We start from the raw sequence: 12,048 nt of genomic DNA on the forward strand, positions 1-12,048 counted from the left end.
CGCGTTCGAAGAGCTCGTCAATAAATATAGCCGCCGCATATTGGACTATTGCCGGCGGCTGGTGGGCGACGCCGTAGTCGCCGAAGACCTGGCGCAGGAGGCTTTCGTAAAATTCTACCTCGGCTTGTCCTCCTTCGACCCCTCCAAATCGGTTTCTCCGTATCTATATCGGATAGCGCATAACCGCTGCCTCGATTGGCTCCGCAAGAGGAGGGTGCCGACGGTCTCGCTGGTGTGGGAAGATGAAGAGGGGCGAGGACTCCGGGAGGCCGACGCGCCGGACCGGACGCTGGCGCCGGACGAACTCGCCGAACGAGCCGAAGTGCAACAGGCCATCGACGAGGCGCTGGCGTCCCTTCCGCCGACGTACCGCGGCGCGCTGATTATGCGGCACCGCGAGGGGATGTCGTACGAAGAAATTGCGGAGGCGTTGGGGATGCCGCTCGGGACCGTTAAGGCGCGCATCCACCGCGGCCGCGAAAAGCTGCAACAAACGCTGGCAAAATACGTATAAGATAATGGAGAACGACGATGGCGGAAAAATGCTCGGAAATTAAGGCTTTAATGAACGCGGCGCTCGACGACGAGCTTGACCCGGAAGCGCGGGTCCGTTTCGACGAGCATCTCGCCGCTTGCCCGGCGTGCCGGCGCGAGTACGAGGTTCTGACGCGGGCTGTCGCCGCGTTCGAGGCGGCGCCTCGGCTCGAGCCGTCGCCGACGTTCGCCGCCGACGTGGTACGCCGCGCCCGCCTGGCGAAGGGGCGCGAGGCCCGCGGCCGGCGCGCGTTCGCGCGCGTTACGATAGCCGCGTCCGCCGCGGCGGCTGCGGTTGCGGCCGGCGCGTGGGCGTGGTTATTCAAACCGGCGCTCGGGGCCGCGGCGGCCGGGGCTTTTAACGGCCTGGTGACGGCTGTAGTCGACTATTGGAAGGTCGCCCGGGCCCTCGCCGTCCCGGCGCACGTGATGGGTAAGCTCGTCTCGGCGCTGGGGTCGGCGGGTTCGCAGCTCGCCTGGGAAGGCCTTAAATCGTCGTCGGCGGTTTACGCGGGCGCGTTCGTCGCCGTCGCGCTCTTTTATCTGGTGTGGCGCGCAGGCTCTCGGGCCGCGGCGCCGCTGGTTCGGGTCATTTAAAAGTTTGTTTCCCCCGATCTGTAATTAAGGAGAGAAAGATGAAAGCGCTATTGCCTATCACGGTCCTCCTCACGTTGAATTTGACCTTCATCGGGGCGCAGGCCGCGCTCGCGCAGGAGCCCGAGACGGCGGCGGAGGCCGCGGCGACGGGCGAAACGGCGCTCGCGGGGCCGCGGGTGGAAGTTGAAGTGTGTTGCGAGGAGGGCGACGGCGAGGACCGCGTGGTTGTAGGGCGGGACCTCGTGGTCGAAGAAGGCGAGGTCGTGGAAGGCGATGCGGTCTGCATCGGCGGCAACCTGACGGTTAAGGGAACGGTTAACGGCGACGCCGTGTGCGTCGGCGGCCACCTCCGCGTCGAGCCCACGGCCGTCATCTGCTGCGACGTAGTGAACGTGGGCGGCACCGCCGACGTCTCGCCCGAGGCCGAGGTCGGCGGCGAGCAAGTGAGCGTCGAGGGCGGCATCCCCGGCCTGAAAGGTCTTAAGTGGTTCGGCGTACTGGGCGAGGCCGCCGGCGACCTCTCCAAGCGGATCGTAGAAGTGGTGAAGGAGGTCGTCTTCTTCGGCTTCCTGATGTTGGTCGCGCTCTTGCTCACGACGTTCCTGCCCCGCCAGTTCGGCCGCGTCGACGAGCACCTCGCCGGCGACTTCCCGCGCTCGGCGCTGCTGGGCGTGGGGATAATGATCCTGTTGCCGGTGGCGCTGGTCTTCATGGCGGTATCCCTCATCGGCATCCCGTTGATTCCCATTGTGATACTCGCCGCCGTGGTGGCGGTATTCGTCGGTTACGTCGTGATGGCGCGGATAATAGGCCGCCGGCTGGTGGGCGAGAAGCACGTCATGTTCCAGATCTTCATCGGCCTGCTCCTGCTGCACGGCGCCGCGCTCCTGGGCGACATAATCGCGCTGCCGGGCGGCCCGATGGAGAAGATCGGCGGCGTATTCGCCGGCGTCGGCAAGATAATCTTCATCGCCGCCTCCGGCATCGGCATGGGCGCCGTCGTCTACTCGCGCTTCGGCAAGCGGACCCTCGCGGAGACCGAGGCCGCGCGCGAGGCGAAGAAGAATAACAACAAAACGCCCCCTCCCGCGAAAGCCGGTTAGATCTGCAAGGGGACGTTTAAGAAACCCGGCCGCGAGGCCGGGTTTTTCTTGCGGCGGGGCGAGCGTGGATAGGAGTAATGTAGGGGCCGACCTTTAGGTCGGCCCGAATCTCATAATACAATAAATAAGGCGGCCGCACCTGAAGGTACGGCCCTACGCTAAATAACCCGGCCGCGAGGTCGGGTTTTTTACGGGAGCGTTTTAGCGTAGCGTCGGTACGGAATAAGTTATATACTGGACGTCGGCACAACCTTTTATTAATGAAAGCGAGGAGGCGTCGGGATGAAAAAGTCAACTCTCTTAATAATCTCATTTGCCGCGCTCGCGGTTTTCGTCGCCGCCGCGGGAGCCACCGGCGTTCAGGTTACGGTCGACAACGGCTCGACGGAGAACCTGTTCCCGTGGTGGCCTATGGCCTTCCCGAGCGGCTGCCGGTTCCAGATGCTCTTCGACCGGGAGGCCATCGACCGCGCCGGCGCGGTGAACGAGTTCGAGCTCCAGAAGAGCTCGTTCGCGACGAGTACGTACGCCGGCGCCAGGTTCTACCTTTGCCACACGGCCCTGTCGGCCTTGACGAATAACTTCCGGGACAACTACGGCGGCAATACCCCCGCGCTCGTGGCGTCGTTCTCGAGTTACAACTTGCCGGCGCAGAGCGGCTTCTATCCGGTCCCGATGGCGACGACGTTCGACTATAACAACGCCGACAACCTTATTCTGGAGATAACGTTCGAGAGCAGCTCCGGTGCCGGCGCGGGGCTGTATTGCGGCAGCATGTCGGCGTACCACCGCTGCTTCGGGAGAACCAGTTCGGCGGAAACGGGGACCGTCGACTACTGGGGCTACAACGCGCGCCTCTCGTTCTCGTACTATCCCGCCGTCGCGCCCGCCTCGCTGGGCCGCATCCGGGCGTTGTTCCGGTAGAACCGACATTCCTGTCGGTTGAAACGTGGCGCCGACATTCCTGTCGGCGTAGGGCCGGGAGAGCCGACGTTCCTGTCGGCGGGGAATATTCTACCGGGCCGGCCTAAAGACCGGCTCCTACCGAAACCGAAACCGGCCGCTTGAACGGCCGGTTAGTCACCCGCGAACGCCCTAACCGCCGGTTTAAACCGGCGGATAACAAGGCGGCCGCACCTGAAGGTACGGCCCTACGCAAAATACCCGGCCGCGAGGCCGGTTTTTATTACGCGTCGGTTTTCGGGGGGTTACGGCGAGAAGTCGAACTTGTAGGTGAGGGAGGTCTCGCCGGCGGCGGGGGCGAAGCGCGCGCGGCGGGCCGCGGCCGTGACGGTGCTCTCCACCGCGGAGTTGCCGATGGTGGAGGAGACGACGTTGGCGCCGGTGACGGTTCCGTCCGCGGCCACCTTTATCCTCACGATGACGTGGCCCTCAAGGCCGGGGGTCCGGGAGAGCTCGCGGCTGTACGTGGAGCGCACGCCGCCCATGGCGCCGCTCAGGCCGGCGGTAACGGCGCCGCCCGAGCGGGCCGGGTCCTCGGCGCCGCCGCCCTCCGCCCGCAGCAGGCCGGCGAGCTTGGCCTTGCCCCGCGTCGTCGGCATCCTCTTCTCGTCCGGGACCTCTTCCGCCAGCTTGTCGCGCTCTTCGCGGGCCTTCTCGAGCTCTTCCGCTATCTCGTCGGCTTTGGCCCTGTCGCCCGCGGCCAGCGCCACCTCATACTGGCTGGTGAGCTCGTCGATCTTGCGCTCGAGGTCCGAGATGCGCGCCAGCTTGGCGGCTATCTCGCGCCCCGGCTTGTAGATGAAGAAATAGTACGAGGGCGCGCCTATAAGTATCGCCAGCACGACCACCGCGGCGGCCACGACGAACGGCATCCGCCGGCGCCGCTTCATAGCCTTACCCATCGTCGCGAGCTCGCGTTCCTCGTCGGCCAGGCGGGTGCGCTCGGCGTCCAGGCGTTCGCGCTCGGAGGCCAGCCGCGAGACTTCGCCGTCGCGTTCATCTTTGGCGCGGGCGACTTCTTCCTCGTATTGGGTAATGAGCCGCTGTCGTTCGGCGTCGCGCTCGGCGGCGATGCGCTTAACATCCTCGTCGCGCTCGGCCTCCAGGCGCTTACGCGCGTCCTCCCGTTCGGCCTCCAGCCGCGCGAGCTCTTCTTCGCGCTCGGTGATGGTCTTCTCGAGCTGGCCGCGGAGTTCTTCTCCCTGTTCCTCGAGCGCGGCCCGTTCCTCGACGAGGGCTTCGCGTTCGACGGCGATGCGCTTCTCCTCTTCGGCCCGGCCTACGGGCGTGAGCACTATGGGAGACTTGCCGTCCCGGATGTTGCCGAGCCAGGTGGCGAAGGCGCCGCGCTCTCTCTTCTCGCGCGCCTCGTCGAAGAGCGCTTTGAGGTGGACCAGGTTCTCGGCCTTGACCCAGGCCTTCTTGTCCGCCATCCGGATGTAGTCCGTCGGGCGAAACTTGCCGCCGTCGACCCAGGCCTTGATCTCGCCTACGGTGAGGGGGCCGTGCTCAACGCCGTCGACGCGAATATAAAGTTCGATTTCGCTTTTTTCGTTCATAGGGGGTTAGGCCGGCGCCGTTAGTAATAACGCGGCAAGCTAACATACGGCCGGGGCTAAATCAAGGCCAAACCGGCGCCCGCTACGGGTAAAGGAAGAAGCCGAGCAATGCGTCGAAAGCGAGATAGTTGTCGGCCTCTACCGGGGCGTCTTTGTACGCGACGTTGTCGCCGCCGAAGGTCGCCATAAACCGGCCCCGCAAATCTAAGCCGAAATTTTCGGCGAGATAGTATTCCATCCCGCCCTCGGCGAAGGGGCCCAGCCGCGTGGCCTTGTGCTCTTCGGGCCCGGCCGCGGCCGGCACGGTGGCCTTGGAGACGGCGACCGCGGCGCCGCCGCCGACGTACGGCATACAGGGTAGGTAATCGAAACGGTAGTTCGCGCCGGCCAGGATGGGAATGACGTCGTAGCTCGCGACGTCGGCGCCCTCCGATTCTTTGGGGTTATGTTTGATGCGGTAACCGACGCCGGCCGTCAGGCTGAGGTTGGGCGTAAGGCATATAATGGCGCGGCCGTCCGCGACCGCGGAGGCCCCCACGATTTCGCCGTAGTCGCCTACCGGCATGCCGAATCCGCCGCCCACGCCCAACCCCCACACCAGCGCCGACGCCGGCGCCGCGGCCCAGAGTATTATTAAAACGAAACGCATATATCACCCTACCTTATCACAGGAGTGGCACGTCGTTTTGACGTCAATTAATATCACACCGGCACGCCAAAAGCAAGGACGCCGCGGTTTCCGTTAATAACTTGACTTTAAGGCGCGGGGCGAATATAATTTAGAGATAGTAACGGGCCGAAGTGGCGGAATTGGTAGACGCGCTAGATTCAGGGTCTAGTGAAGTTTAACTTCGTGCGGGTTCGAGTCCCGCCTTCGGCAAACGATGACGTCGAAGATTACGCTAAACGGGATGCGGCAAGCGGCCTCGGTACTCGCGGCCGCGGCTTTTATGTGTTTCCCCGCGGCGGCCCAGCAAGGCGGGGACCTGGGCGAGCTGCTTTACCAGGGCCAAACGGCGCTCGGCGAGCGGGAGTGGCGCGACGCCATCGGCGCGTTCGAGCGCGCCCTCGCCCTCGACGCCGCCAACGCCGACGCGCTCCGCGGCCTGGCCGAAGCCTACGAGGGCGCCGGCGATGAGCGCGCCGCCCTCGACTATTACGGCCGCCTTCAGGCCGTGTCGGGGAAGTCGGCGGAGCTCTCCTACAAGATCGCCTTCCTGGCCGAGAAGCTCGGCGAGCGGGCGCGCGCCGTCACCGCGTACGAGGACGTGGTGCGGGCCGACCCCAACAACCTGAAAAGCTGGCGCGCGCTGGCGGACCTCTACGGCGCCGGCAGCGACTATAAGAACCAGGCCAAGGCGCTCGAGGAGCTGGTCGCGCGGGCGGGCGACACGGCGGACCGGCTGGAGCTCGCGGCCCTCTACGAGGGTAAACTCGCCCGCGCCGGCGATGCCGCCGCCGAGTATGAGAGGGTACTGCGGGCCGAACCGCGCAACGTCCAGGCCCACGGGCGGCTGGCGGCTATCTACTTCGGCCGGGGCGATTACGCCCGCGCCGCGGAGCACTACGAGGAGATGAGCCGGCTCGAGCCGGACGACGCGGACGCGTACTGGCACCTGGCCCGAGCTCGCCTCGCCCTCGACGACGAGTTCGGCGCTGCTAAGGCGCTCGAGCGGGTCGTAAGTCTCCGCCCCCGCGACAGCGCCGCGTTGTTGCTTTTGGGCACCCTTTATAACCGCGACGGGGATTACCCGCGGGCGGAGCGTACTCTCAAGGACGCGCTGGACGCCGGCGCCGGCGACGCCGAGGCGTACTGCCAGTTGGGCGTAGCGCAATTCGGCCTTCGCGATTACGCCCCGGCGCGTTCGTCGTTCGAAAAGGCGTTGTCACGCGACGAGAACCACCAACTCGCGCTCGAGCGCTTCGGCGAACTCCTCTACCGCGAGGGGGAGTATGAACGCGCCTTCCAGTACGCGGACCGATTGGTGGGGTTGTCGCGCGACAATGTCCGCGGCCATCTGTACCGGGGCCTCGCCGCGGTGGCTACCGGCCGGTTCGAAGCCGCCGAGAACAGCCTGGAGAAGGTAATCAAAGTCGAACCCTCCAACGTCGAGGCTCGCGTCGGCCTGGGACAGGCGTACGTGGGCCGCGGGAAGTACCGCGACGCCAAGCGGGTGCTGGGGGCCGCGGGTTCGCCGCGCGAGATGGCGGACCGCGTGTACTACTATCTGGCGCGCGCCGACGAGGGGTTGAAAGATTTCGAAGCCGCGGCGACGTATTACCGCAAGGCCGAAGGCGAGAACCCGCGGTACTACGACGCGTTCTACGACCACGGCCGGATGGAGCTCGGGCGTGAAAATTACGACGAGGCCGAGCGGGCGCTCGAGCGCGCTACCGAAATCGAACCCCGAAAAATCGACGCTTTCCTCTCGCTGGGTGAGTTGTACGAGAAGACGAAAAAGTGGCCCGACGCGGTGCGCGCGTACGCGCGCGCCAAAGACGCCGACGACGGCCGCATCGAGCCTTACCTCGGCCTGGGCCGTTCGTATATCGCGATGGAGGATTGGAAGCCGGCGGAACGCGAGCTCAGGCGGGCGGTCGAGATAAACGCCGAATCGTTCGAGGGTCATTATCAGCTCGGCCGCCTGTACAAGGCGCAGGACCGGCTCGACGACGCCGTCGCCGAATACGAGGAGGCGGTGTGGCTCAACGGCAAACACGTGCGCGCCCGCACCGACCTCGGCTACGTTTATTTGCGCAAAGACCGGTACAACGACGCCGCCGCGGTGTTGAAGAAGGCTTGCGAGCTGGACAAGAAGGACCTCGACGCCCACTACCTGTTGGCCATCGCGTACGAGAACATGGAGGCGTACCCGGAGGCGATTAAATATTACGAGAAAGCCCGAGCGCTGGCGCCCGAAAACTACGACATCCAGACGGCGCTCGCGACGTGCTACCGCCACAACGGCGATTTCGATAAAGCCCTCGAGCTCTTCGACGCGATAAGGCGCGAAAACCCCGACGGACCGTTCGCGTACGAGATGTTAGGCGACATATACCGCATTAAAGGGTCCGAGGCCAAGAAGTGGCGCCGCTTCGACCGCGAGCTCGAGTACTACGAGAACGCCTCGGACTACTACCGTCGATTTTTAAGCCTCGCGCCCGAGGCCCAGAACCGCGTCTTCATCCTCAAGTTCCTGGACGGCTACGAGCACTACCGTCTCCTCCAGGCGCAGGAGCGCGAGGGCGTCGAGTTCTACGAGGAGTGGTAGAGAAGAGGACGGTGACGCAAAGGCGCCCGGAGGGCGCTTTTTTTAACTAATAAGGTTGATGATTTATTGACGGTGGATTAAAATAAGCGCAGTGGGGTCTATATGGAATAAGTTTTGTCGAGGGCCGCTCGAGTTTTTTAAGGAGAAAGGAGAAGGGGAAATGGTCACCTTCACGAAAAGCACTCCCCAGGTCCCGGTTATTTTGGCTTCTTTAATTCTTTGGGGTTCTTCGGCCTGGGGTGTGCCGGCCGACGAGCCGGCGCGGGAGGGCGAAGGCGCAGCGGCGCTCGAGGACCCCTGGGCAAGCGTAACGATAAGCGGCGCCTACGACTACGCCAAGTGCCCCCTATGTGGGAAGAAGAACGAGGTCCGGGCGGAAAGCTGTTCGGGGTGTGGTTACGGGCTACCGCAACCTTCGGCCGAGGTGACCGATCCCTACTTGGTCTTCGTACCCGGGAGGGGGTATTATAATGAAGGAGAGATAATAGAACCGGGTCGTACGAGGACGTGGGTGTGGGTTACCGGATTAGTAATCGCGGAAACAGGCGTGATCGCGGTTTACGTCGGGTCGGAGGTATTGATGTGGGAAGGGGCCAGCGGCCGAGACGAAGAGACGGCAGTGGTTGTTTTGATAACAGGTGGTGCCCTGTTGATCGGCGGGTTGGTTATGGCAGTCGTAGGTTTTACGCACAGGACTAAGCCGGTTTACGCCTTCCGTACCGGCGAGTTGTACGAGCCGTACGACGGCGTGGCGCGTGAGCGCGGGCCGGTAGAGTCCGGTAACCTGGAGTTCAAAATTGAATTGCCGGTACTGGGTTTTTAACGGCGCCGGCAACAATCGGGAAGTTCACGGGACCCGTAAAGAAAGCGCCCGGGAGGGCGCTCTTTTTTTCGTTGGGCGGGCCGCTTTTTGCCCGGCGTCCAACCGGTAAGGCGGGGCCGGAGGGCGTGAGCGGGTTTAAAATAAATTTGACAAATAGCCCGGCGCGTGTTACCGTCGCCGAGGAAGGTACGCGGGAAAGAACGAGTGAGGTCGAAAGCGACCCTCCCGGCGTAAGAGCGCTGGCAGGTGGCGTTCGGCGAAGGGAGGTGATGCGACCGTACGTCTTCGAGGCCGAGTTTACAATGGGACGTGGATTTCAAACGCATCGAGAGGAGGCACCGTGAGAGGGCTATTTATCGCGATAACGGTTTCGGCCTTGACGGTCGTGGCCGTGGTCCCGGCGCGTGCGATGGATTACGACAACGAGTTCGACGTAAGCCTTTTAGGTTTGGCCACCGGCTTTTTTAACTTCAACATCGAGCACACCGAGAACGGCTCCGTCTCCGGCTTCGGCGGCTTCGGCTATTCGCAACGCGGGTATTTATTCGTCGACGAGCCGGAAGCGGTGACGTGGCGTTACGTTAACCTCAAGGGCGGCGCGAAGTATTACCCGATGGGCGGCTTCCGCGATTTTTTCCTTTCGGGCGAGGTTAACGTCGGTTTTAACATGATCGAGGACAAGTCCACGGGAGAGAGTAATACCGACGTCGTGATCGTCCCGGTCTTTCTGGTAGGCTGGCGTTGGGTGTTCGCGGGGAGGGGGACCTTGACGCCCGGCGTCGGCGTCGCCTTCGGCACCGAGGAAATCCACGCCGGCGGCCACGTCATAGATACTTTTGGCGTTTGGCCCGCGGTCGATTTGACCCTCGGCTTCTTATTCTGACGGTTTTATGTATTTATATTTACGAAAAGCGCCCTCGCGGGCGCTTTCTTCCATGCTATGACGTACTTATTATTGCGGGCTACTATTTTTCGCGGCGTAGTAGGCGTCTATCTGGGCTTGGTCGACTAGAACGGCGAAGAATTCGTCGTCGTCGGCTTCCGGTAGATTCAAACTCACGCCCTCTTCTCTTAGCTTGGCGTCGATCTCTTTCGGGGTGAGGGTATACATGGCGCCGTCCACGAGGTCGACGATAACGCCGATAAGGCCGCCGAGAAATATGTCGGCTATCAACGTGCCTACGAGCAGGTCGTTGTCTATCATTACCGTCTGCGATTTATAACCCGGTTTCTCGAACGTTACCTTATGGGATTCGCCCCGCTTTAGTTTTACTATCGTCGGCGTCTGGTATTCGACGCCGTCGACGATGACAGTGCAATCGGGGGTAGCCCTAAAAGATACGTCTCGCCTCGTCCCGTGGAAGATAGTACCGCAACTCACCGTTAACAACGCGCATACCATCCCGATTGATAGTAGTTTCCTCATGTCCCGAACCTCCGCGGTTAATAGTACGTATCCGATGCAACACCCTTTATCTAATAACCGGTTTTAACCTACCATACCAAACACACAACCGCAAGTATTTTATTAAGTAAATAACGCACATTGTTGAGTAAATATATAATATATTTTATTTAGATACTATACCGATACTAACTCGGTTTATTACGGGAAAACGTTTTTACGTGCCGTACCCTTGTTCATTTTGCTCATATGACGTTAACGTACGGGTCGCTTTACTAGTTGTGTTATTCGACGCCGCCGCAACAAAGGCGCCGCCGTTAGCTCTCGTGCTACGCGAAAAGCGCCCCGCCGGGGCGCTTTTCGCTCGTTATAGGCTTTGGTTAAAAATCTACGCGCGCCACCGCGGTAAGTAAGAACGGGTCCGGCATGAAGGTGCGGACGTTCTCGAGGCGAACCTCCGGCGTGGCCTCGCCGGTGATGACCAGGTGTTCGGCCCGGGCGCCGAGCGCGACGTTGGGCGTTAACCGGAACTCGCAGCCGAAAGGTATCCCGAAGGCCGCTTTGACCTCGGTCCGGCTGTCGAGTTACGCGCCGGTGGAAATTTGGGTGAACGTCCACGGGATGCCGGCGACGCCAACGCCGAAGCCGGCGAACGGTTTGGCGGGGCCGACGCCGACGCCGACGATGAAGCTCTCGCGGACCGCGACCGTTTTCAACGACAGTTCGTAATCCCGCAGTTCCGTGCGCTCGAGTTGTTTCGTCTTGGAGGTGAACCCCACGTCGGTCGCGAGCTCGAGCGAGGGCGATACCACGCTCGCGTATCGCCATAACGGTACGTCGACGCATAAAATTTTTAACCGCACGCTACTACTATGCGAGCCGCCGCGAGAAGGCCCCCCTTAGGGGGCCCTTCGGGTAAGTACGTTAACGACCGCGCCACTTAGAAGTACAACCGGGCGGCGGCGCCGAAGAAGAACATGTTCGGTACGGTCGCTTCGAACCACTCCTCTTTGTGCGGGTCATAACCGTCCACTTCGCCCGTTATTATTAAGTATTCCGCTCGAGGGCCCAAGCTGAAATTCGGCGTTAACCGGAAATCGCAGCCGAACGGTATGGAGAAGGTTGGCTTTACGTCGGTACCGCCGTCGATCTTTGCATCATATAATTTGTGAGGCCAACTCCCCCACTCGGTATAGTAAGCTTCCCATTTGACTATGGTAACGCCGCCGCCGAAGCCGACGTACGGTTTAATCATGGCCGACGGCCCCACGCCGACGCCGAAGACCACGGCTTCGCGGATAGGGATGGCCGTAATTTTGGTTCCCCTGTTGTATAGGTACCGCTCTTCGAATTTTTTGTCGATCATGCTGAAGTTGACGTCGGTCGTGAGGTCCAGGGTAAAGGTTACCGCGCCGCCGCGCCACCAAACCGGCATCGCTAAGCCGCCACCCACCGCCCACGAGGGACCCATGTCGCCGCCCAGAATTCCGTCGGGGGTTCTTATCTTTGTTTCGCCGTACGCGGCCAGGCCGCCGCCGAAGTAAACCCCTATCGCGGATGCCGTAGGTACCAAGGCCGTACCAACTACGACCGCTATCCTTATTAACTTCCCACACGTCATCGCCACGCAGCTCCTAATTTAATTATAACTGCGTTGCGGCTCAGAGGTATCCACGGCTCGAGCTCGGAGGGCTTTCACGTACGGCGTGAACCCCCGTAAGGGCACCGCCTTTCGCCCGCCGCTCGTTTCGCCCGTTACTTTGTACTATATCGCGAAACGGATGCCCACTTC

The 12,048-nt window shown here is 62.2% G+C and carries 12 protein-coding genes and 1 tRNA gene; 8 read left to right on the forward strand and 5 right to left on the reverse strand.

From position 1 onward, the window contains the following. The 4 genes from VMX79_10435 to VMX79_10450 all read left to right on the forward strand — a co-directional run. On the forward strand, positions 1–514 hold a 514-nt coding region (locus VMX79_10435), incomplete at its 5' end, for a sigma-70 family RNA polymerase sigma factor (GenBank protein HUV87515.1). A 17-nt stretch (positions 515–531) separates the two neighbouring features. Next, complete coding sequence (locus tag VMX79_10440; protein HUV87516.1) at positions 532–1,131, forward strand: zf-HC2 domain-containing protein; 600 nt, start codon at positions 532–534, stop codon at positions 1,129–1,131. A 38-nt stretch (positions 1,132–1,169) separates the two neighbouring features. Beyond that, the gene (locus VMX79_10445; GenBank protein ID HUV87517.1) at positions 1,170–2,234 is read left to right on the forward strand and encodes a hypothetical protein; all 1,065 of its coding nucleotides are present in this window, start codon (positions 1,170–1,172) and stop codon (positions 2,232–2,234) included. 282 nt (positions 2,235–2,516) lie between these two features. Then, on the forward strand, positions 2,517–3,158 hold the full coding sequence (locus tag VMX79_10450; protein ID HUV87518.1) for a hypothetical protein: 642 nt from the start codon (positions 2,517–2,519) through the stop codon (positions 3,156–3,158). Positions 3,159–3,442: 284 nt separating this feature from the next. Here VMX79_10450 and VMX79_10455 read toward each other — a convergent pair whose 3' ends face one another. Both VMX79_10455 and VMX79_10460 read right to left on the reverse strand, forming a co-directional pair. Then, positions 3,443–4,756: a TonB family protein gene (locus VMX79_10455; protein HUV87519.1), complete on the reverse strand. Its 1,314-nt coding sequence runs from the start codon at positions 4,754–4,756 to the stop codon at positions 3,443–3,445. 82 nt (positions 4,757–4,838) lie between these two features. Further along, positions 4,839–5,405: an outer membrane beta-barrel protein gene (locus VMX79_10460; GenBank protein ID HUV87520.1), complete on the reverse strand. Its 567-nt coding sequence runs from the start codon at positions 5,403–5,405 to the stop codon at positions 4,839–4,841. Positions 5,406–5,551: 146 nt separating this feature from the next. On the opposite strand from VMX79_10460, the gene VMX79_10465 reads away from it, so the two are divergent. From VMX79_10465 to VMX79_10480, 4 genes are all read left to right on the forward strand, one after another. Next, positions 5,552–5,636: transfer RNA gene (locus VMX79_10465), tRNA-Leu, on the forward strand. A gap of 4 nt (positions 5,637–5,640) precedes the next feature. Then, positions 5,641–8,028, forward strand: coding sequence for a tetratricopeptide repeat protein (locus VMX79_10470; protein ID HUV87521.1), 2,388 nt, complete (start codon positions 5,641–5,643; stop codon positions 8,026–8,028). Between the two features lie 160 nt (positions 8,029–8,188). Next, complete coding sequence (locus VMX79_10475) at positions 8,189–8,851, forward strand: zinc ribbon domain-containing protein (protein HUV87522.1); 663 nt, start codon at positions 8,189–8,191, stop codon at positions 8,849–8,851. 340 nt (positions 8,852–9,191) lie between these two features. After that, complete coding sequence (locus VMX79_10480) at positions 9,192–9,734, forward strand: hypothetical protein (GenBank protein ID HUV87523.1); 543 nt, start codon at positions 9,192–9,194, stop codon at positions 9,732–9,734. A 69-nt stretch (positions 9,735–9,803) separates the two neighbouring features. Here the strand turns inward: VMX79_10480 and VMX79_10485 are convergent, their stop codons facing one another. From VMX79_10485 to VMX79_10495, 3 genes are all read right to left on the reverse strand, one after another. Beyond that, positions 9,804–10,277 carry a hypothetical protein gene (locus VMX79_10485; GenBank protein HUV87524.1) on the reverse strand — a complete coding sequence of 158 codons (474 nt, stop codon included), beginning with the start codon at positions 10,275–10,277 and terminating at the stop codon, positions 9,804–9,806. A 563-nt stretch (positions 10,278–10,840) separates the two neighbouring features. Next, the gene (locus tag VMX79_10490; protein HUV87525.1) at positions 10,841–11,119 is read right to left on the reverse strand and encodes a hypothetical protein; all 279 of its coding nucleotides are present in this window, start codon (positions 11,117–11,119) and stop codon (positions 10,841–10,843) included. A gap of 77 nt (positions 11,120–11,196) precedes the next feature. Continuing rightward, positions 11,197–11,877, reverse strand: a complete 681-nt coding sequence (locus tag VMX79_10495) for a hypothetical protein (GenBank protein ID HUV87526.1) — start codon at positions 11,875–11,877, stop codon at positions 11,197–11,199. Between the last annotated feature and the right edge of the window lie 171 nt (positions 11,878–12,048).

It is taken from the genome of bacterium, from assembly GCA_035529855.1.
Classification (GTDB): Bacteria; RBG-13-66-14; B26-G2; order WVWN01; family WVWN01; genus WVWN01.

Excerpts from the sequence above, each read along its gene's own strand:
- VMX79_10495 (HUV87526.1), bottom strand. The coding sequence starts at position 11,877 with ATGACGTGTGGGAAGTTAATAAGGATAGCGGTCGTAGTTGGTACGGCC.
- VMX79_10460 (HUV87520.1), bottom strand. The coding sequence starts at position 5,405 with ATGCGTTTCGTTTTAATAATACTCTGGGCCGCGGCGCCGGCGTCGGCG.
- VMX79_10450 (HUV87518.1), top strand. The coding sequence starts at position 2,517 with ATGAAAAAGTCAACTCTCTTAATAATCTCATTTGCCGCGCTCGCGGTT.
- VMX79_10485 (HUV87524.1), bottom strand. The coding sequence starts at position 10,277 with ATGAGGAAACTACTATCAATCGGGATGGTATGCGCGTTGTTAACGGTG.
- VMX79_10475 (HUV87522.1), top strand. The coding sequence starts at position 8,189 with ATGGTCACCTTCACGAAAAGCACTCCCCAGGTCCCGGTTATTTTGGCT.
- VMX79_10470 (HUV87521.1), top strand. The coding sequence starts at position 5,641 with ATGACGTCGAAGATTACGCTAAACGGGATGCGGCAAGCGGCCTCGGTA.
- VMX79_10440 (HUV87516.1), top strand. The coding sequence starts at position 532 with ATGGCGGAAAAATGCTCGGAAATTAAGGCTTTAATGAACGCGGCGCTC.
- VMX79_10455 (HUV87519.1), bottom strand. The coding sequence starts at position 4,756 with ATGAACGAAAAAAGCGAAATCGAACTTTATATTCGCGTCGACGGCGTT.
- VMX79_10445 (HUV87517.1), top strand. The coding sequence starts at position 1,170 with ATGAAAGCGCTATTGCCTATCACGGTCCTCCTCACGTTGAATTTGACC.